Genomic DNA, 20,887 nt, shown 5'->3' with positions numbered 1-20,887 from the left:
TGTCACGATTTATAACATAAACGACCTGACATGCGCCAATAAAAAATATTTTTCAATCCCCCGAATTCGATAACTCCCCGGAATGACGGCAAAAAAAGCGCACCCGCCAAACGCGGATGCGCTTCTTCTGTCCTGCGTAAAAAGTCCGATCAGTGGTAATACGGAGCCATAAACAGATATACGATCACGCCCGTCGCGCTGACGTACAGCCAGATCGGCATCGTCCAGCGGGCGATCTTGCGGTGCTTCTTCACCTGCATCGTCCAGCCGAACACCAGCGTGAACAGCGCCAGGGGCACGATCAGCGCGGCCAGGATGCTGTGCGAGATCAGGATAAAGAAGTAAATCGGACGCAGGATGCCTTCGCCGCCGTACTTGGCCGTCTCCGGCGATACGTAGTGGAAGGTCAGGTACGACACCAGGAACAGCAGCGTGGAAGCGAAAGCCGCCAGGATAAACGCTTTGTGCACCGGCACGTTCTTGCGGATGATCGCGATCAGCGCGCAGACCAGGAAAATAAACGTGAAACTGTTGAAAATGGCGTTCAGCCGAGGAAAGATCGTCAGATCGAAATGCGCGGTCCCCTGATAGCCGATCGGCGAAAAGAACAGCAGCAAAATGATAATGTTCGCGACGACGGAAACGGTAATGATCAATCCGGCGAAATTGCGGTTCGTGGTCGGACGGTATTTCTCGTTCTCGTTCGATTGGCTCATGAGGGCGGATTCTCCTTAAAATTTGTCACCCCATATTATATCCCGCCAAAGCTTTGATGTTAAGTGACAAGAATTTGAAATATTCGTCGGGACGGTTTTTTTGTCGAGATTGTTTCCTTATTGTTTCCTTTTCGTTTTTTACTTTACAGGTTTGAAATGGTAAGGTAATAAGTATCGCACAAGTCGAAAGGGGATCATCATGTACTCGGCAAAAAGAAACCGCAATCGGCATTACCTGGGTAACGCACTTAAAATGAGCGCTCTGTCGCTGCTGCTCTTCTCGGCGGCCTGTACGTCGGAAAGCTCCACCACCGATCCGGCCAAAGAAAGTAAGCCTTCCGGCGAGTCGACGGAAACGGCGGCGTCGGTCTACGACCAGGCACTGGAGCAGGCCAAAGCGCTCGAAAGCTACAAGATCGATTCGAAAACGAACTATACCGTCGAAACCGCGGACAGCGAAGAACCGGTCGAAACGGCGATCGAGATCGCCGGCGACGTGATCGCGAAGCCGGAAGTCCAGTACGGCCTCAAGATCGACACGCTGTCGCAGGGCCAGCAGGCGGCTACGGAAGTGTACGCGACCGGCAGCGAGATCCACGCCAAGGATGCAAGCGGAGCGTGGAGCACGCAGACGCTGGACGGTTCCGAAGAAAGTTCGATCGTAACGACGGACATCCTCGACCCGGCTATGCTGATCGAAGAGCTGAGCGATTACAAAGACGGCCTTAAGCTGTCGGAAGAAGGCGGCGCGTATACGCTGACCTACGAAGCGGCCGACGCGGAAGCCGCCAAGCTGATCGAAGCGGGCCTCGGACGCCAGCTCGGCGAATCGGCGCAATCCGGCCTGAGCGAAATGCTTCAAAGCAGCGCAGGCAGCAAAGTCAGCTACAGTCTGGTCGTGGACAAGGAATCGCACCAGCTGTCGTCTTCTTCGGTCAAGATGGACACCACGCTGCAGGTGAACGAGCAGGACCTGCATATCGTCGCCAATTCGGACGGTACATATTCCGACCAGAACGCCGTCTCGGAGATCGCCGTGCCGGCGGAAGCGACGGCGGACGACTCGCAGTCGGACAAGGCGGATACGGAGTCGAAAGACGACGAAGCCGGCGAATAAGCGTTGCGTTGGGCGCTGTCGGCGGCAAAAAGCGAACCGGCAGGCGATCGTAAAGCAAGGCAGCAAGACCGTAAACGCGCAAAAAAACCTTCGGACCCGCGAACACGCGGAACTGAAGGTTTTTTGCTACCATTCGATCAAAGCAATCGGGAGCCGGCCGCTTCATCGCCTGAATCAAACGCCTTCGATCGTCAGCGCAACCATCGTCAGCACGCTTCGGTTCGGCGCGTACTCGATCAGCCGCTCGCGGCTGGCGGCATAAGTCCCGTCTTTGTAGCGTGTGCCCGCGTCGTGCACGATCAGCCAGGCCCGTCCCGCGTCGTCGATCCGATAGCCGCAGCCGACCGTCCAGTGGTAATCGAACGCATAGCGCCCGAACCAGCGCAGCGCGAACCACTTGTCGAACTTCACGGCGACCAGCCGGCCCGCGTCGATCTCGCCGCAGTAAGCGTCGAAGCCGCGCAGCCTCCGCGCCTGTACGCGGCCGGCAAGCCCGCCTTCGCGCAGCGCGGCGCCGAGGTGGCGGCGCAGACCTCGCGCCAGCAGCGGCGCGCCCATGCCAAGCGGCGTGCCGCCGTAAGCCGCGTACAGGCGGTTGACGGCCTGCGCGGGATCACCGGGCAGCCGCGCGAAGGACGTCTGCGGCCCGCGGGCGGCGATCCGCTCTTCCCAGAAGCGGATCAGGGCGGCCATCGCCGCCGGACCGCATGCGGAAGCGGAAGACCGGATACCGGTCTCCCACTGGGTGTAAGGCTGAAACGAGATGATTTTCTGCTGCATGCTTTCGCCCTCCCGAGGGCCCGGAACGATTGGGACTCCCGCTTCCGTAACCGATTGCCGCCGTCGCTGCCGGATCAAGGCTCCGGCTCTCGTTTAAACTTAAACGATGTTCAGGCTGACTTCAATATTGCCGCGTGTCGCTTTGGAGTACGGGCATACTTGATGCGCCGCTTCAACCAGTTTGTGCGCGGTGTCGGCGTCGACGCCCTGGATGCTGACGTTCAGCTTAACTTCCAGCTTGAAGCCGCCGTCCGCTTCGTCCTTGAGGATCGACACGTCGCCCGTTACACTTGTGCCCGTTACTTCTTTGATGCGCTCTTTGCGAATCACCAGATTCAAAGCGCTGTCGAAACATGCCGTGTAGCCGGCCGCGAAAAGCTGTTCCGGGTTTGTTCCGTCGCCGCCCGGGCCGCCGAGGCCTTTCGGAGTCTTCAGGCTGATATCGATAATGCCGTCCGAAGAAGTAACTTTGCCGTCGCGTCCGCCTACCGCCGTTGCCGTTGCCGTGTACAATGCGCTCATGTTTGAAAATCTCCTTTTCGTCGCCGAATTTTTTGAAGGAAAGGCCGTCCGGGATGAAAAAAGCCGAAGCGGCGTTCCGTTGCAAACCGTTTTGTGTATCGGATCAAGGATTAACGGAACGGGTTGTTCAATCCGCTCAATTAAGTTGTTTACAATTAAATAATACATAATCATTAAAAAGAAGTCAAGGTTGTTTGCAATTTAATTTCGGGGATTGTCCAAACGGTGAACGAACAGCCGAACGCGATCGACAAGGAGAATCTTTTTGAAAAAGAACGCCTGAAAAAAAGCTTCGCCGCCCGCCGGGAGAGGCGGTCCGCCGAAGCTTGTTCTTTTTCCGTCTTCTATCGTTTTCTGCCGTCGTCGTTAATCCTGCTTCCATACGTCCGCGTATTCTTTCTTGCGCCGGAACAGCGCCTGCGCGAATTCGCAAACCGGATCGATCTTCGCATTCCGTTCCCGCGCAAGCTGCACGACCCGGTCGACCAGCTGCTCGCCGACATGCTGGCCGCGCAGCGATTCGGACACAAAAGTATGATCGATCATCAGCACGTGTTCATCCCGCTCCATATAGGTGACTTCCGCCAGTTCTTTCCCGTTTTCGACCAGAACGAAAGCTCCGTCTTTTTGTTCGATGCTGCCCATGGCTGCAAACCCTCCCCTGATTTGAAATTCCGTTTATTCCGACTTGCCGCTGAACATCTTCAAGTCGTTGTCCTCGTAGCCGACCTGATAGATCAGGTCGTAAGCGGCCGCTTCCGCCGCTCCGCTTTCCTTGCGCTCGTCGGCGGTGATCGAGACGTATACGCTCACGGTCCCGTCCCCGTTCTCGACGCCTACGCAGTAATCCATGTACACGCCCAGCGTATCTTTGTAACCGGATGCGAACTTCTCGTACGACAGCTTGGCTTTCCAGTCGCCGCCCAGCAGTTCGTAAGCCGATTTGTAATCGCCGGCTCCGACAAAGTTGTAGAAGTCGTACAGCACGTCTTCGGCCGCATATTCCAGCTCGGTCGCCTCGCCGAGATCGTCGCCGTATTCGTCTCCGTAATCGTCGCCGGAGCCGTCCTGCGAATCGTCGTACGGCATTCCGTACTCGTCGTAGAGGTAGTCGGGCACGGGCAGTTCTTTCATCGGGCTTTCCGACCAGCCTTCGGCCGAATCGACGATGCTGACAACCGGAATGCTGAAGCCGATCCCGCCTTCGTCGGTGACCGCCGAGTTGATGCCGAGCACCTGGCCGGTCGCCCGGTCGATCAGCGGACCGCCGCTGTTGCCCGGCGCGATCGGCGCGGAGATCTGGTACAGGCCTTCATAGTAGTAAGGATCGATATCGAAAGTCCGGTCCACGCCGCTGATAATGCCGGTTGTCACGGTATTTTGCAGACCCAGCGGGCTGCCGAGCGCAAGGACTTCGTCGCCGACTTCCGCTTCCGCTTCGAGCTTGAGCGCCAGCGGCTCCACGCCTTCCAGGTCTTCGACCCGGACGACGGCCACATCGGTTTCTTCGCCGATGCCGATGACCCGGCCGGCCATCTTCTTCGCGTCGGACGTGGTGATTTCCACGTCTTCGAACCCGGCTACGACATGCGCGTTGGTCATGATATCGCCCCGGTCGTTATAAAGGAAGCCGGAGCCGATCGAACCGTCGGGCGTTTCGATCATGACGACTTTCTGGCCGACGGAAGAAATGATTTCTTTCAGCGTCTTGCCGTCTTCTTCTCCGCCCTTCTGGCTTTCGCCGCCCGCCGCCTCGCCGCCGTTGTCCGCGCCGCTCTGCGCGCCGGAGTCGACGCCGTCGGACGAGTCTTTTTCGGTCTTGTCCGCAGCCGTTTCGTCCGTTTGCGATTTGTTTTCCGTCCCCGCGTTCTGCCCGGCCGCCGAAGCGCTTCCCGCGCTCGCGGCGGAAGGAGCTTCCGCCAGCAGCGAACCGCCGCCGACGTTCAGGGCAAAGTCCCGATGGATCAAGTACGAACCGGCGGAGCCGGCCAGCAGAATAACGGCGCAAACGATAAGGCTGATCCACGTTTGTCTTCTCACGGTCGTTCCCCCTTTATTCTCTGTACCAGCTGACCGAATCGATCACGACGATCGCATCGTCGGGCGCTTCCGACGATGCGGCGGCGAAGTTCCCGCTTGCGCCGGGCTTCAGGTCGGCCGGACGCACTTCCGTCCAATCCTCGCCCAGGAAAGAACCTTCGGGGCTGTAGATACGGTATTCGACCAGCAGGTCGTACATCGCCTGATCCGTCGTATTGGTCAGCATGCCGGAGAACGACAATCCGCGTCCGGTCTCCGCCTGCCGCAGATCGGCAAGCGCAAGCTCGGCGCCGTCTTCGCGCAGCTGCGCGCCGGTCAACCGGGCCAGCTCCGGCATGGACGACTTCTCTTTGGAAGCGAGCGCCGACACCTGTTTCTCAAGCTCGATCAGACGCTCCGATTCCGGCGCGTAACCGCGCCCTTCGTCGATCACGGCCGCGGCTTCGTAATAGCTGCCGCTCGCAATCGCCGCTTCCGCTTCGTCGCCCGTCACGTCCACGATCCGGTTCGTAATCAGGCCCACTACGCCTTCCTTCTCCGCGGAAGGAGAAGCGCTCGCCGTCTTCAACAGTCCGGCCAGCTCGTCCAGCGTGGCGGCACGCTCGGCTTCGCCGCGGATGCCGGCGAGCGCCGTGCGCTCGCGCAGCCGGTTCAGGCGCTCCCGCACCCGGTCGTACGCGCCGCTCTTGCGGTCGCCCAGCTCGTTCTCCACTTCGCCCAGGATCTTCTGCGCCTCTTCGGCGCTGCCCGACGTTATCAGCTGCTGCGCTTCGCCGAGACGCCCGTCGAGCCGGCGCACGTCCTGCACCGTTTGCAGATCCGTCTTCAAGCCCGGATCGTCGGGACGCCGCTCCAGCGCCTCGTCCAGCTTCGCCTCGGCAATCTCGTAATTGCCGCCCAGCGCCGCCTGCGCCGCGCCCTGCTGATCGGCCGCCGCCTCGCCGTTGACGCCGCGCTCGTAAGACACCTGCGCCGTGAGCAGGCCGGCCGCCGCCAGGCCCAGCAGAACCGGCGCCAGCCACGCGAGCGGGCTTCTGCGCTTGTCGCCGCCCCGAGGCGCGGGGCGCCCGGCCGCCGAAGTCTGCGCGGCCGAAGCCGGCGGCGCATAGCCGCGCTGCCCGCCCACGGGCCACATCTGCGGCGGCGCTCCCGCCGCGCCGTCTCCGCCGCCCTGCGTCAGCCGGACGGCAAGAGGCTCCTGCGCCGCATCGCCCGGCGCCGGCGAAGCCCCCCGCTCCGCGTAAGCAGCGGAGCCGGACGGCATGTGCGCGTACGGCGCCGTGCCGATCCAGCCCGCGCCGGGCTCCGCGCCCGCGGGCGGCCCTGCCGCCGGCCGCGATGCCGGCGGCGCCGCATTGTAGCGCGCCGCTTCGGCCGGCGGCCGTTCTTCCCGGCGGCCGGCAGATTCCAGCCGGCTCTCGCCGGCCGGCGGCGCGGCCGTCTCGCGAGCGGCCGACAGCTGCGCCGCTTCGGCTCCGGCCCCGGCGGCTTCTCCGGCTTCCGCCCGCCGGTTCGGCCGCGCAGCCTCTGCCGCTTCCGCCGAAGCGGCCCGAAATCCCGGCCGCTTCGTCTCTTCGCCGGCCGCCGGGCCTGCCGCCGCCGCGCCGCCCGATACCAGCGGCGCGGCTTTATGCAGATCCACCCGGCCGACCGGCTGTCCGCCGGGCGCTTCCGTCCGGCGTTCCTGCGGCTCATGCGCCGCCGACGCCCCCGCCCCGGCCGTTTCCCGCAGCGCGGCCGTCCACTCCGGTGCCTGTCCGTCCTCCGGGCCGGATGCCTCCGGTTCCAAAGCTCCGGCCTCCCGTGCGGCAGCGTCGCGCTCTTCCTTCGCCGCCGCATCGGCTTCGACTTCCGCCGCCGCGAATTCCGTCTCCGCCGCAGCCTGCTGCGGCGCGAAGTCTTCCCGCTCGTCTTTAAGCTCTGCCCCGCTTCTCGAAGATTCCGGCTGCTCCGCTCCGCACTCGTTGCAGAAACGGCTGCCTTCCGGGATCTCCGCCCCGCATTCCGTGCATCTCATATTCGCCACCTCCCTTTTCCGCGTTTAGCGGTTTGTAAAGCCCCCGCCCTGCAGCGGCTGCTCGTCGTCTTTCAATCCGCCGTACAGGCGCTCCGCTTCCGCTTGAAGCTCCGCGGCGTCGTCCTGCGGCTCGTAGCCGATCAAGTCTTTCAAATAGGCGATATCGTAATAGTTGTCCGAGTTGGCGGACGTTCCGTACAGACTGAGAAAATCGATCTTGGGGTCCGCTTCGACGCAGCAGGCGAACAGCGAGGCCAGATCCCGCTCGGAGATCCAGATCTTGAGCGCCCGGCGGGAAGCCGGAGGCCGGTTGCCGGGGTAGTTCCCGATGCGGACGTTGAAGGAAGAAATGCCGTGCTTGTCGGCGTACAGGCGGCCGAGCAGTTCGATATAGCATTTGCTCAAGCCGTAGAAGCTGTCCGGCCGGTAAGGGTCTTCCGGTTCGACGTTCTCGCCGGCCCGGTAGAAGCCGGTCGCGTGGTTGGAGCTGGCGAACACCACCCGGCGAACGCCGTTCTCCCTGGCGGCTTCGTAAATATGGTAAGCGCCCGTCACATTGACGGGCAGGACCTTGCCCAGGAAATCTTCGTCGTCCTCCGCCCAGCCGATATGCAGGATCGTGTCGACGCCTTCCGCCAGGCGGCGCACATCCTCCGCGTTCGTCACGTCGAGGGACGCGATGTCCCGCTCGGCGTCTTCTTCCAAATCGGTCGCCACAATATCGTAACGGCCGGTTTCGCGCAGCTTGCGCGCGATGCTCCAGCCGACCTTGCCGGCGGCGCCGGTAATGAGCAGTTTTTTCTTCAACGGAGGTCCCTCCCCATTCTTGGTTGTCGATTAAGCTTCATTACCCAAAACAAGGAAGAAAGCGGCGGGATCCGCAAACTTATTCGATCTATTTTTATTGAAAATCCGGCAGTATAAGGGGCTTCCTCCCTTCTGCCGGCCCGAAAAGCGTCCGCAGCGCAAACAGGCCGTTCTCAAGACCGCCCGGGAGCGGTTTGAGAACGGCCTGTTCGGTCGGCGCCTAAGCACCCGGGACAGCCGGCGGCTTTCTTTCAAGCTCCCTGGCGTTCCCGCCGCATTCTCCATTTTTCGACCAGGGACTCGACTTCGGAGACGAACAGGGGCTTGCTGATAAAGTCCTGCATCCCCGCCTGCATGCACAGTTCGTAATCTTCGCGTCCCGCAAACGCCGTCACGGCGATCATGACGGGCGCGGACGCGCCGCCCGCCAGCTTCCGGATCGCGGCTGCGGCCGTCAGTCCTTCCATCTGCGGCATCTGCACATCGATAAAAATAAGATCGTAATCGGCGCGCCCCGCCGCTTCGACCGCTTCCGCGCCGGTATACGCCTGGTCGCAGACGCAGCCGATCCGCACGAGCATCTCTTCGAGCAGCCGGCGGTTGACCGGATGATCCTCGGCGATCAGGACGCGAAGCGACCCGTCCGAGCCGTACATTCCGCCCTTCGCTTCGGACCTCGCTTCTTTTCTCGCCGAAATCCCGCTTTCGCCCGGCTCCGGCGAAGCCAGTTCGCGCTTCTCGCCGATCGACTCCGGAAGTTCGTCTTCCGGGACGATGAGCGGCAGCGTAAAGTGGAAGTTCGAGCCTTCCCCTTCCTTGCTGTGCACGCCGATAAACCCGTGCATCAGCTCGACCAGCTTTTTGCAAATCGCAAGACCCAGTCCCGTTCCGCCGTACTTGCGGCTGATCGCCGGTTCGATCTGCGAGAACGACTGGAACAGCAGTCCCTGCTTGTCCGGCGCGATGCCAATGCCCGTGTCGGACACCGACACTTCGAGCGTCATCGCTCTCGGCTGATGGAAGAAGCCGGGCTCGATCACGACCGATACGCCGCCGGCGTCGGTGAATTTGATCGCGTTGCTGACCAGATTGACCAGCACCTGCCGGAATTTGGGCGGATCGCCGAGCAGCACTTCCGGCACCGACGGAGCCACTTTCCCGCCCAGCGTCAGCCCTTTTTCGGCGGCGCGCGGCAGGAACAGATCAAGCACCTGGTCGAGCAGCATCCGCACCTGCATCGGCTCTTCGTTTACCGTCATCTTGCCGGCTTCGATCTTGCTGAAATCGAGAATTTCGTTCAGGATGTGCATCAGCCCTTCGCTGCTCTGGGAAATGATATCCACGTAAGCGCGCTGCGATTCGTCCAGTTCCGTTTCCGCCAGCAGCGTCGTCATGCCGATCACGCCGTTCATCGGCGTGCGCAGCTCGTGGCTCATCACGGCGAGGAATTCGGACTTGGCCCGGTCCGCGCGTTCCGCCGATTCTTTGGCCTGGATGATTTCCCGCTCGCCGGTAATATCCGTGAAGACGACGACGGCTCCCTTGCGCTCGCCCTGATCGTACAGCGGCGTCACCCGGTACGAAACGAGGAAACTCGATCCGTCTTTGCGCCAGAAAATAGATTCCGACGTCTGGTGAGACTCGCCGGTCATCAGAGCGCGGAACAGCGGCGAATCCTGCACATTGTACTGCATGGCGTCCAGCCCGGTCTGCTGCACCGCCGTCAAATTAAGGCCGCCGATCGCCTCGTTCGGACGATAACCGAGCATCTCCGCGCCCGCCGGGTTGATAAAGACGACTTTGCCGTCCAGGTCGGTGCCGAAGATCCCTTCGGAAACGGAGTTCAGAATCAGCGTATGCTCGTAACTGAGCTTCTCGATCTGCGCCATATGGCGTTTGCGCTCCGTAATATCGCTGGCGATGCCGTAGGCGCCCACAATGCGGCCGTCGACGATGATCGGCGTATTCGTAATACTGACATCGATCCGCTCGCCGCTGCGGCGCGTCAGGCATATTTCGTATGTCTGCGCTTCGCCGTTCTTGACGCTTTCGAAGCCCGTTTCCACCCGGTCCCGGTGCTCGGGCACGGCCAGTTCGGCGATCGGAATGCCGATCAGCTCGTCTTCTTTGTAGCCGGTCAGCTCTTCCTGACTGCCGTTCACCGTGACATAGCGTCCGTCCAGGTCGTAAGCGTACACGCCGGAAGGGTTGTAATCGAACAGCGACTTGTAGCGCTGCTCGCTCTCTCGGATCAGGTTCTCGATCGTCGCCTGCTGGGTAACGTCCTGGATCATGCCGATAATCCGCACGACCTGTCCGCTTTGCGCGCGCTGCGTTTCCCACTGGCTGCGGATCGTTTTGACCGTTCGGTCCGGCAGCACGATCCGGTAGAGCAGCGTCGATTCGCCTTCGCCTTCGCCGCGCAGCAGGTTCTGCGCATGGGTGTCGACCCTGACCCGGTCTTCGGGATGCACTACCCGCTGCAGCGAATCGGGATAGTCCTCGCGTTCGGCAAGCTGCCCGCCGAACACGCGGCGCATCTCTTCCGAATAGTAGATCTGCTCCTCGGCCAGATTCCATTCCCACGACCCGATATGGGCGATCCGCTGCACTTCGTCGAGCATCTCTTCGTACATCTTGCGGCTCGTCACATCGCGGCCTATGCCCATAATCGTGTCGGGCTCCCCATCCACGCCGCGGATCATCTGGAAGATCGTCTCGAACCAGAGATAACGTCCGTCTTTATGCCGGATTCGCCGGGTGTGCACCCGGCCCAGACTTTCCTCCAGCGGGATGCGGCGGACCTCCTCGTAATCGTCGGAATGGTAAAATTCCGAGCGGGGACGGGTCACCATCTCCTCGGGCGTATATCCGATCAGCGTCTTCACGGAAGGCGAGGCGTACAGGAGCCTTCCGTCGAGCGCCGACTGCGTAATCAGCTCGCTCGTGTTGCGGGTGATGATCTCGAAAGCTTCATTATTCTCCAGCAAACGCCGGCGCTGCCGGTGCTCGCCGGTCACATCCAGCGCATGCACGGCGATCAGCCCCGGATCGGTTCCCGGCCCCAGATCCAGCTTCGACATGTGAAAAGAAATCCACATAAAACTTCCGTCCTCGTGCCGGCAGCGCCGCTCGAATTCCTGCGGCGCGCCGGGATTCGCGAGCGCTTCGACGATCCGCTCATCGTTGGCGTCCCTGGAGCAGACGTCGCTTCCGCCCAGAACCGATACGCATTCGAGTCCGATCAGACTGTCCGGTTCGCAGCCGAAGATCCGGCCGAATTTGGCATTGGCATACACGATCCGCCCCCGGCCGACAGCCAGAACGGCGATACCGACCGGAGACTGCTCGTAGATCCGTTCGAAAATAAAGTTGTCGTGTTCCGGCTGCTTGCTCATCTTATTTCCCCTCGTTCTGCCGCATATTCCGCTTGGACGTCCGTGCACTTTCCGCAGACGAACTTCTATGAGCGGTCATTTACCAATAGTATACATTTATTTTTTGCGAATCCAAAATCTTTTTGCGCAATAAACCAACAACGCAGCGTCCCCGCTCTCCGGCCAGCCTTCAAAACACCATTTATTCGACATTTTTTCCGATTGAAAAGTGCCGGTTTTGATTTCGCTTGATTTTGATGCAGTAAAAAGTCGTGTATATTCGGGAAAAAATAGTTTTTCGCCTAACCTATTGTTTTTCGCGGATTTTGTCGATAAAGAATAATAATCGATTTTTTCGCAAAGTGAGTTGAACCCCATGAACGAATACTTCCAGCTAATTCACTTAAATTTAATCTTTCTTGCCGGCGGCGTATTCTGTTCGATAGCCGCCTGTTTGGCGCTGACCTTTTTCGTCGCCAAAAGCAGTGCCGGCCCGAGACGCCAAATGAGTACTTCCACCGCCATTCTGCTGCTGCTTGCGGGCATCGGCTTTGCGGGAACGCAGTTTTTCGGCATGTTATCGGTGCTGCCCGACGATTCGGTAAAAACGGACCTCGCTTACCTGGTTACGCCCATGGTTTCCGGTTTCGCCGTCTGTCTGCTGTCGCTCCGGCTGATTAACCTGGGGCGCAGCGCCATGCTGCATCTGGCCGTCAAGTCGGTCGTGCTGTCGCTGCTGATTATGGTACTCTGCTATCTCAACGTCTACTTTGCTTTCGGCAGCGTCAACGACAGGCTCGAACCGGCCATATTGTCGGGTATCGGTTTGTTCTCGATGCTGTTCTCGATGGTGCGCCTGCTGACCATGATCTCGCGCCGTACGGGAACCACGTTCCAGCGCCTGCCGCTGCACACGCTGGTATTCGCGGCCGCGGCCGCGGCGATCGTGTCGCCCGTGCTGACGCTGGCCGCCGCGCCGGTCCCGCCCGAACTTACAACGGCGGGCCTGGGCGCCCATCTGACGCCTTATATTCTTATGTTCGCGTTCGCGGCGGGCCTGTTCGCTTTTGCCGACCGCTACCGCGAAGATGACGAAACGAAGCAGTATAAGGAGCTTCAGGAAAAAGAACTGCGCTACATGTCGCTGTTCGCGCAGAATCCGGACGGCGTGATCGCGTTCGACGCGAACGGCAATATCAGCGATCTGAACGACGGCGCGCGCAAAATGCTCGATCTGCTGATCGGGCAAGACGCCCCCGCCGATACGTTCGAATATTCGCGCTCGGGAGACCGGGAACGGCTGTTCGAACATTACGACAGAGCGCTGCACGGCGCCGCGGAAGAAATCGAAGTCTCTCTGGAGACGATCGACGGCGAACCCCTGCACCTGATCCTGACTTCGCTGCCGATCATATTGGACGGACGCTTCTCCGGTGCGTACAGTATCGCCAAGAATGTAACGGACAGCAAGAAAAACCAGGAGAAGATCCGCCATCTGGCGTATCACGACGAACTGACCGGGCTGACCAACCGCAAGCATGCGCGCGAGTATGTGGACCTGCTGATGGAAGAAGCGAATCCGTCTTCGTTCCATCTGCTGTTTATCGACTTCGACCGGTTCAAGAAGATCAACGATCTGTTCGGCCACGACTTCGGCGACAAAGTCATTACCCGCTGCGCCCGCAAGCTGCACGAATCGCTGCCTTCGGGCAGCCTGCTGTCCCGCTCGGCGGGCGACGAGTTTATCGCCGTGCTGCCGGAAGACAGCGATGCCGGCTATATCGCGCAGCGGATCTGCGACGAGTTTATGATGCCGTTCCGCGTCGGCCAGCAGATGATCGCCCTGTCGGCCAGCATCGGCATCGCCCGCTTTCCCGAAGACGGCCTGGACAGCGAGACGCTGTTCCAGAACGCGGACCAGGCTCGCTACGACGCCCAGAGCCGCGGCGGCGGACGCTTCGCTTACTTCGACCGCAGCCGCGCGATGGAGAACCACGAGCGGCTGATTCTGGAGCGCGATCTCCAGTCGGCGATCGAGAACGACGAACTTGTACTCTTTTATCAGCCAAAGGTCGATATCCGCACCCACCGCATGGTCGGACTGGAAGCGCTGGTGCGCTGGAACCATCCGACGCTCGGCATGGTGCCTCCGCTCAAGTTTATTCCGATCGCCGAAGAATCCGGCCTGATCGTGCCGCTGGAACGCTGGGTGCTGCGCACCGCCTGCTTGCAGACGCAGGAGTGGATCGCCGAAGGCCGGCCGCCGATTCCGGTCGCGGTCAATCTGTCGCAGATCCACCTGATGCAGACGGACATCGTCGAGAATATTCTCGCCACGCTGGAAGAACTCAAATACGACACCCGCCTGCTGGAGCTTGAAGTCACGGAAAGCGCCATGATGCACAACGAAGAGCAGGTCATCTCCATCCTGCGCAAGTTCAAGAAAGTCGGCATCTCGGTCAGCCTCGACGACTTCGGCACCGGCTACAGCTCGCTGAGCTATCTGCATATGCTGCCGATCGACTGCCTGAAGATCGACCGTTCGTTTATCAAAGGTATCACGACGCACGAGAACAGCCGCACGATCGTCGAGATGATCCTCACGATGGCCCGGCAGCTCGGCCTCAGCATTATCGCCGAAGGCATCGAGTACGAAGACCAGGCCCAGCTGCTGCGGGAGCTGCGCTGCTTCACCGCCCAGGGCTTCCACTATAGCAAGCCCGTTCCGGCGGAAGAAGTGTATGCTTGCAGCTATTCCGACAGTTCGATCGTGTCGTAACCGGCGGCGGAGTTTCTCAACCGCTCCCCGCTGCATCAAAAGGCCGCCCGGCGTCGATCCGACGACTCGGGCGGCCTTTTTGCCGCATGCGCGCTTTCGTACCGGTTCAAGGCACGAAAGCCGCGCTTGCGGTCGTTTTTTCACACAAATCAGAAGATCACTTCGACGCCCGCCTTCTCCAGCCGCTCCAGCCATTCGTCCGAAGGCCGGCGGTCGGTCACGAGGAAGTCGACCGCGCCCGGATCGAACAGCTTCACGAACGCCACTTTGTCGAATTTGGTATGATCGGCCAGCAGCACCGTGCGGCGCGCCTGCGCCAGCATACGCCGCTTCAGTTCGCTTTCGGGCTCGTTGGAATCGGTTATGCCGTGCTCCGCCGACAGCCCTTTGCAGCTGAACAGCGCGGTATCGACCACGTACTTCGACACCGTCTCGTTCGCCACCGGACCCACGAGCGAGTTGGAATGCGGGCGCAGCGTGCCTCCGGTCGAGATGACGGTGTGGCTCAGCTTGGCGTATTCGGTGAAAATAATGCTGGAGTTCGTAATCAGCGTCAGGTTTTTCCTGGCATTGCCGAGCTCCCGCAGTCCTTCGAACACGGTCGAACTCGGGTCGGCCATCAGCGTATCGCCGTCGGACACGAGCCGCGAAAGTTTGCGCGCGATATCGTTTTTTTCCTGCAAATTGGTCGTATGGCGCGTCTGGTAGGACAGATCTTCGTTGGTATGCACGTTGAGCACCGCTCCGCCGTACGTCCGCGTGACGATTCCCTCTTTCTCCAGCTTCTCCAGATCGCGGCGGATCGTTTCTTCCGTCACTTCGAACAGCGCGCTCAGCGCCGCCACGAACACTTTCTGGTCCCGGCGCAGAAACTCGATAATCTTCTCCCGTCGTTCAAATCCCAGCATCTATATCCCCTCGTTTTCTTCATTCGTCGCTTGAAAGCCCGGCTCTCCATCCGCGTCCGGACCGCTCTTCCCATCAGTATAGAGGATTCGGCGCGCGAACGGAACGGATTCAGACCAGAAAAGTCGCGACGACCGACAGGCAAAAACAAACGATCGATCCAATCAGGCACTCGACGGTCCTGAGGCGCAGCTCTCCGGCGAACGCGACAGCCGCAATCATCGCCGATATTCTGAAGCCTCTAACTAGGGCGTGTTTTAAAACTTACAGAAGTGCATCTTTACCTGCCTTTCCGCCCGCTAATGAACCGTACCTAAAGCGTGTACGCTTCATTCAAAGGCCGCGTCACTTTCCCTCGACGTGCCCCGGCACGCCTTCGGAAAAGTTCCTTGCATCGAACAAAAATTCAGTCAAATCTGCTTCCTTCGAAGTTTTAAAACACGCCCTACTTTCAACATTTCCACTTTCAACATTTCCACCGCCAGATCGTTTCGGAGTGGGAAAGCGGAATGTGCGGGCTTGTGTCGGCAGGCTCTCCCCTTTTCCATCATAAAGGACACGTTGATAAAAATGGAAGAGCGGCTGCGCCGGCGGAGGTATGGAGATGCGCTGCATCCGGATGATTCCACGCGAAAACGCGCCGAAAAAGCCCGGCGGAAAGGGTTCCCTTTCCAGCCGGGCTTCTCTGCGCGCAAAGCCGCTTCCGCCGCGGCCCGTATCGGACTCGGCGGTCAAAACTTTTTTTCCTGCTCGCTTACGCCTGCTCGAACGCTTTGGTCAGCACCGGCACGATCTGCGATTTGCGGGACACGACGCCTTTGAGCAGCGCTTTGTTGTTCGCAAGCTTCACGTCGTAGGCGCGTTCGACCGCATCGGCTTTGCCGCCCAGCGCAAGCGCCACGGAGTCGTTGTTCAGGATGTCGGTGATCGCCAGCACGAACAGGTCGAGGCCTTTGGACTCGATCGCTTCGTTCAGCGCCGCTTCCAGCTCGGCCTGCTGCGTCAGCACTTCGTCCACGTCGACCGCGTTGATCTGCGCGATTTCGACTTTGCTGCCGCCCATCGTGAATTCCTTGGCGTCGATGGAGATCAGGTCTTTCGCCGTTTTGCCGCTCAGGTCGGCGCCGGCTTTGAGCATGTCGAGGCCGTATTTGTCCAGGTCCACGCCCGCGATTTCGGCCAGTTCTTTCGCCGCCGCGACGTCCTGCTCGGTGCAGGTCGGGGACTTGAACAGCAGGGAGTCGGACACGATGGCGGATACCATCAGTCCGGCGATTTCCTTGCGGATCTCGACGCCGTTCTCTTTGTACAGCTTGTTCAGGATGGTCGCCGTGCAGCCGACCGGCTCGGCGCGGTAGTAAAGCGGGTGCGCCGTCTCGAAGTTCGCGATGCGGTGATGGTCGATCACTTCCAGCACGTGCGCGTCCGCGATGTCCGACGCGCTTTGCTGACGCTCGTTGTGGTCGACGAGAATAACGCCTTCCGACTCGTTTGCGACCGTTTCGACAAGACGCGGAGCCTTGACGCCGAAGTGCTTCAGCGCGTAAGCCGTTTCGCCGTTCACTTCGCCCAGACGGACCGCTTCCGCGTCCACGCCGAGCTGCTTCTTCAGTTCCGCATAGGCGATCGCCGACGCGATCGTGTCCGTATCCGGATTCTTATGACCAAAAACCAATACTTTTGCCATGGTTTACGCCTCCTCAGAGCTTATCTCCTGAATTCCGATGTTAATTATATCATTAATTCCAGTTTGGAAACATCTTTTTATCCCGACTGTCACAATACCTCCGGCCGGATTCCCGCATTCGATGATAAAGTAGAAGAGAACCGGCACGACACGTCAGGAGGAGAAACCATGGGTGGAGCGAGATCTTCGCATAAGCGGCCGTTTGAAACGAAGCGGGGAACCCCGGGCATTTTTTTTGCGGCGGTAATCGGATTGAGCCTGCCGTTCTGGCTGCTGGGAGAATGGATGGCGGTGCAGCTGCTGCCGGGCCTGCCGATCGACGCATTGATGGTGGTCTGTCCGGCGGCCGCGGCGCTCATCCTGACCGGCCGGCAGCAGGGCGGGCGGAGCGCGATCCGGCTGCTTCGCGCCGGTCTGGATATGAAAAGCGTGCGGCCCAAGGCCTGGTACCTGCCGATCTTTCTGATTATGCCGTTTGTCAGTTTATGCGCCTTTTTCTGGCTCCGGATTTCCGGAACCGACGTACCGGCTCCGCAGTTTACGGCGATCCAGTTTTTCTCCTACCTGCTGCTGTTTTTCGCGGGCGCCTGGTGCGAAGAAATCGGTTGGACGGGTTATGCGACCGATCTTCTGGCAGACCGCTTCGGCGCTTTCGGCACGGGCCTCGCCCTCGGTCTGTTTTCCGTTGCGTATCATCTTATTCCGCTTGTGCAGGTCGGCCGCTCCGCCGAGTGGATCTTTTTCTGGTCGCTGGGCACCGTCGCGCTTCGCGTGCTCATCGTATGGCTGTATCTCAATTCCGGAAGAAGCCTGCTGTCGGCCGTCCTTTTTCATATGACGATCAATGTCTGCTGGCAGCTCTTCCCGGTCAACGGATCTTATTACAGCCCGGCCGTCACCGCGATTCTGCTGGGCGCGGCGGCGCTCGGGATTACGGCCGTTTACGGTCCCCGCACGTTAATGCGCCATAAACCGGCAGCGACCCCAACCTCCGACTAAGGAGAATGGGGTCGCTTTGTTTTCTATGCGGATCGAGGCGGCCATCAGCCCCGGATCGTCAGCACCGTTACCGACATCGGCGGCAGCGTAACGGACAGCGCGCCGCTTTCGCCGCGCTCGAAATTCTCGAACGGCTGCGGCTTGACGGTATCCGGCTGCTCGAACGTGTTATGCGCCTGCATCACGTCCGAAGTCAGCACGCGTCCGCTTACCTGCCCGTCCGCTCCGATGCCGCGCAGATCGAGGCTCACGCCCGCTTCGGCCGACGGATTCACGTTGCACAGGCTGATATGCACTTCGCCGTTTTTGCGCGACGCCGAGACGCTGACCTGCGGAACGGAGTCGCCGTTCAGCTCGTAATCGCCGCTGTCCACCGACATTTGCAGCACTTCGGCGTCCTGATGCACTTTGAACATTTCGAACACGTGGTATGTCGGGGTCAGCACCATCTTGTCGCCTTCGGTCAGGATCATCGCCTGGAGCACGTTGACCATCTGCGCGATATTCGTCATTTTCACCCGTTCGTGATGCTTGTGGAAGATGTGGAAATGCAGCCCGGCCACCAGCGCGTCGCGCAGCGAATTCTGCTGGTACAGGAAGCCCGGATTGGTGCCCGGCTCGTGCAGGAACCAGGTGCCCCATTCGTCGACGATCAGGGATACGCGCTTCTCGGGATCGTATTTGTCCATAATCGTACTGTGGCGCGTAATCAGCTCGTCCATGTGCAGCGACTTCTTCATCACTTCGAACCAGCCGTCTTCTTCGAAATCGAGCGCCTGCTTCTTCTCTTCCCAGCTTCCGGCGATCGTGTAGTTGTGCAGGCTGAGCCCGTCCATATGGCGGCCCGCTTCGCGCATCAGCACTTCGGTCCAGTGGTAATCGTCCACGTTCGGCCCGCCCGCGATCTTGAACAGCTTGTTGTCGCCGTAGTTGCGCGAATACGTCTGGTAGCGGCGGTATTCGTCGGCGTAGTACTCCGCCCGCATATTGCCGCCGCAGCCCCAGTTCTCGTTGCCGACGCCGAAGTATTTGAGCTTCCACGGCTTCTCGCGCCCGTTCTCCTGCCGCCACTTCGCCATCGGGGATTCGCCGTCGAACGTCATGTACTCGACCCACTCGGACATCTCCCGCACGCTGCCGCTGCCGACGTTGCCGCAGATATACGGCTCGGTCTCCAGCAGCTCGCACAGACGGAAGAATTCGTGCGTGCCGAAATGATTGTTCTCCACCACGCCGCCCCAGTGGGTGTTGACCATCCGTTTGCGTCCTTCGCGCGGGCCTACGCCGTCTTTCCAGTGATATTCGTCGGCGAAGCAGCCGCCCGGCCAGCGCAGCACCGGAATGCTCAGGTTCTTGAGCGCTTCCAGCACGTCTTTGCGGATGCCGTCGATATTCGGGGTCTCGGCGTCTTCGCCGACCCAGAGTCCTTCGTAGATACAGCGTCCCAGGTGCTCCGCGAACTGTCCGTAAATATTGCGGTCGATCGTGCCCAGCGCCACGTCGGCGTTGACGACTACCGATGCTTTGGTCATGTCAAGTTCCTCCCTATGCCCGCTTGCGCAGGCGAATCACGTTCCACGAAGCTTTCGCCAGACGTCCGCTCACGATGCCGTCTTTCAGTTCGGAAGCACCGCGATTGTGCGGGGCCACCCGTTCCGAATCGGCGGTGTTGACGGCTTTGAGATCGTCGCTTTCCAGAACGATATGTTCCTCGATCGCGTAGCCTTCGAAGCTGCGCACGTCGCAGGTCAGGTCGAGGCTTTCGGTCAGGTGACGGTTCAGCGCGAAGATCGTCAGCGTGTCTTCCTCTTCGTTATGCACGACGGCGGTGTCCAGATACGGCACGTCGGTATAGTCCTGCGCGTCGTACTTCGGCGAATCGACGACCGGTTTGAGCGAGACGCCGCGGCCGTACACGGAAGCGTGCAGATACGGATAGTAGATTGTCTGCTTCCAGGATCGTCCGCCGTTCTCCGTCATGATCGGGGCGATGACGTTGACGAGCTGCGCGAGGCAGGCCGACTTCACGCGGTCCGCGCGCCGCAGGAACGTCATCAGCATGCTGCCGACGAGCAGCGCGTCTTCGAAGTTGTACACGTCTTCGAGCTGCGGCGGCGCGACGGTCCACGGATTGCGGTCGATCTTCGCGTCCGCTTCGTTGGAGTGGTACCACACGTTCCATTCGTCGAAGCTGAGCTTCATCGTTTTTTTGCTGCGCTTCTTGGCTTTGATGTAGTCCGTGGTCGCGATAACCGTATGGATAAAGTGGTCCATATCCATGCCGCGCGCCAGATAATTCGCCGTATCGTTGTCGCGGTTGCCGTAATACTGGTGCAGCGACACGAAATCGGCCACCTCGTAGGTATGGTCCAGCGTGTCCGCTTCCCACGACGGGAAAGTCGGCATGCCGGTGCTGGAGCTGCCGCAGGACACGAGTTCGATGTCCGGATCGATCAAGCGCATCGCTTTGCCCGTTTCGAGCGCGAGGCGTCCGTATTCTTCCGCCGTCTTGTGCCCGATCTGCCACGGTCCGTCCATCTCGTTGCCCAGACACCACATCTTGATCTTGTGCGGCTCCGCGAATCCGTGCTGCCTGCGCAGATCGCTGTAGCGGCTGCCGCCCGGATGGTTGCAGTACTCGACCAGATTGCGCGCCGCGTCGATGCCTCTTGTGCCCAGATTGACCGCCATCATGACGTCGGTGCCGGCGTCTTTGGCCCAGCGCATAAATTCGTTCGTGCCCACCTCGTTCGGCTCCAGCGTCCGCCAGGCCAGTTCCAGCCGCTTCGGCCGGTCCGCCACCGGACCCACGCCGTCTTCCCAGTCATAGCCCGAGACGAAGTTGCCGCCCGGGTAGCGCACGATCGGCACGCGCAGATCGCGGATCAGCTGCTTGACGTCGCCGCGGAATCCATGCTCATCCGCCGTCGGATGTCCCGGATCGTAGATCCCCCCGTATACGGCCCGTCCCAAATGTTCGATAAACGATCCGTAAATACGCTCGTCGATCTCGGAGATGCGAAATGCTTTATCGACGATCATTCCGGCTTTCAGGTTGGATGCTGCCATACCGTTTATTCATCCTTTCTATCTGCAAAATAATGAAGAAAGACTTTCCGGCAACGATGAAATAAAACGCT

16 protein-coding genes are annotated in these 20,887 nt (G+C 60.2%); 3 read left to right on the top strand and 13 right to left on the bottom strand.

Features of this window, described 5'->3' with window-relative positions; all coding sequences use genetic code 11:
• Window positions 1-149 precede the first annotated feature (149 nt).
• Window positions 150-716, bottom strand: coding sequence for a DUF420 domain-containing protein (locus tag QWJ34_RS23355; protein ID WP_302731514.1), 567 nt, complete (start codon window positions 714-716; stop codon window positions 150-152).
• A gap of 199 nt (window positions 717-915) precedes the next feature.
• Here QWJ34_RS23355 and QWJ34_RS23350 point away from each other — a divergent pair, with 199 nt between their 5' ends.
• On the top strand, window positions 916-1,833 hold the full coding sequence (locus QWJ34_RS23350) for a DUF6612 family protein (RefSeq protein WP_302731513.1): 918 nt from the start codon (window positions 916-918) through the stop codon (window positions 1,831-1,833).
• Between the two features lie 174 nt (window positions 1,834-2,007).
• Here the strand turns inward: QWJ34_RS23350 and QWJ34_RS23345 are convergent, their stop codons facing one another.
• The 7 genes from QWJ34_RS23345 to QWJ34_RS23315 all read right to left on the bottom strand — a co-directional run bounded on the left by QWJ34_RS23345 (window position 2,008) and on the right by QWJ34_RS23315 (window position 11,397).
• Window positions 2,008-2,613 (bottom strand): cysteine peptidase family C39 domain-containing protein, encoded by a 606-nt coding sequence (locus QWJ34_RS23345; protein WP_302731512.1) that lies wholly within the window; start codon window positions 2,611-2,613, stop codon window positions 2,008-2,010.
• 99 nt (window positions 2,614-2,712) lie between these two features.
• The gene (locus tag QWJ34_RS23340; RefSeq protein ID WP_302731511.1) at window positions 2,713-3,135 is read right to left on the bottom strand and encodes an organic hydroperoxide resistance protein; all 423 of its coding nucleotides are present in this window, start codon (window positions 3,133-3,135) and stop codon (window positions 2,713-2,715) included.
• A gap of 366 nt (window positions 3,136-3,501) precedes the next feature.
• The gene (locus tag QWJ34_RS23335) at window positions 3,502-3,780 is read right to left on the bottom strand and encodes a GNAT family N-acetyltransferase (protein WP_302731510.1); all 279 of its coding nucleotides are present in this window, start codon (window positions 3,778-3,780) and stop codon (window positions 3,502-3,504) included.
• A 33-nt stretch (window positions 3,781-3,813) separates the two neighbouring features.
• Window positions 3,814-5,175 (bottom strand): S1C family serine protease, encoded by a 1,362-nt coding sequence (locus QWJ34_RS23330; protein WP_302731509.1) that lies wholly within the window; start codon window positions 5,173-5,175, stop codon window positions 3,814-3,816.
• Between the two features lie 13 nt (window positions 5,176-5,188).
• The gene (locus QWJ34_RS23325; protein ID WP_302731508.1) at window positions 5,189-7,192 is read right to left on the bottom strand and encodes a zinc-ribbon domain-containing protein; all 2,004 of its coding nucleotides are present in this window, start codon (window positions 7,190-7,192) and stop codon (window positions 5,189-5,191) included.
• Between the two features lie 24 nt (window positions 7,193-7,216).
• Window positions 7,217-7,999, bottom strand: coding sequence for an NAD-dependent epimerase/dehydratase family protein (locus QWJ34_RS23320; RefSeq protein WP_302731507.1), 783 nt, complete (start codon window positions 7,997-7,999; stop codon window positions 7,217-7,219).
• A 251-nt stretch (window positions 8,000-8,250) separates the two neighbouring features.
• On the bottom strand, window positions 8,251-11,397 hold the full coding sequence (locus QWJ34_RS23315; RefSeq protein WP_302731506.1) for a PAS domain S-box protein: 3,147 nt from the start codon (window positions 11,395-11,397) through the stop codon (window positions 8,251-8,253).
• Window positions 11,398-11,881: 484 nt separating this feature from the next.
• Here QWJ34_RS23315 and QWJ34_RS23310 point away from each other — a divergent pair, with 484 nt between their 5' ends.
• Window positions 11,882-14,155, top strand: a complete 2,274-nt coding sequence (locus QWJ34_RS23310) for a putative bifunctional diguanylate cyclase/phosphodiesterase (RefSeq protein WP_302731505.1) — start codon at window positions 11,882-11,884, stop codon at window positions 14,153-14,155.
• Window positions 14,156-14,304: 149 nt separating this feature from the next.
• Here the strand turns inward: QWJ34_RS23310 and QWJ34_RS23305 are convergent, their stop codons facing one another.
• The 3 genes from QWJ34_RS23305 to QWJ34_RS23295 all read right to left on the bottom strand — a co-directional run bounded on the left by QWJ34_RS23305 (window position 14,305) and on the right by QWJ34_RS23295 (window position 16,748).
• Window positions 14,305-15,063, bottom strand: a complete 759-nt coding sequence (locus QWJ34_RS23305; protein ID WP_302731504.1) for a DeoR/GlpR family DNA-binding transcription regulator — start codon at window positions 15,061-15,063, stop codon at window positions 14,305-14,307.
• A gap of 343 nt (window positions 15,064-15,406) precedes the next feature.
• Complete coding sequence (locus tag QWJ34_RS23300) at window positions 15,407-15,796, bottom strand: hypothetical protein (RefSeq protein ID WP_302731503.1); 390 nt, start codon at window positions 15,794-15,796, stop codon at window positions 15,407-15,409.
• Window positions 15,797-15,815: 19 nt separating this feature from the next.
• Window positions 15,816-16,748 carry a manganese-dependent inorganic pyrophosphatase gene (locus tag QWJ34_RS23295; protein ID WP_302731502.1) on the bottom strand — a complete coding sequence of 311 codons (933 nt, stop codon included), beginning with the start codon at window positions 16,746-16,748 and terminating at the stop codon, window positions 15,816-15,818.
• Between the two features lie 168 nt (window positions 16,749-16,916).
• On the opposite strand from QWJ34_RS23295, the gene QWJ34_RS23290 reads away from it, so the two are divergent.
• The gene (locus tag QWJ34_RS23290) at window positions 16,917-17,747 is read left to right on the top strand and encodes a CPBP family intramembrane glutamic endopeptidase (protein WP_302731501.1); all 831 of its coding nucleotides are present in this window, start codon (window positions 16,917-16,919) and stop codon (window positions 17,745-17,747) included.
• A gap of 44 nt (window positions 17,748-17,791) precedes the next feature.
• Here QWJ34_RS23290 and QWJ34_RS23285 read toward each other — a convergent pair whose 3' ends face one another.
• Window positions 17,792-19,279, bottom strand: coding sequence for an alpha-N-arabinofuranosidase (locus tag QWJ34_RS23285; protein ID WP_302731500.1), 1,488 nt, complete (start codon window positions 19,277-19,279; stop codon window positions 17,792-17,794).
• Window positions 19,280-19,292: 13 nt separating this feature from the next.
• Window positions 19,293-20,816 carry an arabinosylfuranosidase ArfA gene (arfA, locus tag QWJ34_RS23280; protein WP_302731499.1) on the bottom strand — a complete coding sequence of 508 codons (1,524 nt, stop codon included), beginning with the start codon at window positions 20,814-20,816 and terminating at the stop codon, window positions 19,293-19,295.
• Window positions 20,817-20,887: the final 71 nt, after the last annotated feature.

The sequence above is a fragment of the Saccharibacillus sp. CPCC 101409 genome (assembly GCF_030518235.1).
GTDB lineage: Bacteria > Bacillota > Bacilli > Paenibacillales > Paenibacillaceae > Saccharibacillus.
The sequence above is the reverse complement of the archived record's forward strand: the minus strand, read 5'-3'. Positions and strand labels throughout refer to the sequence as shown.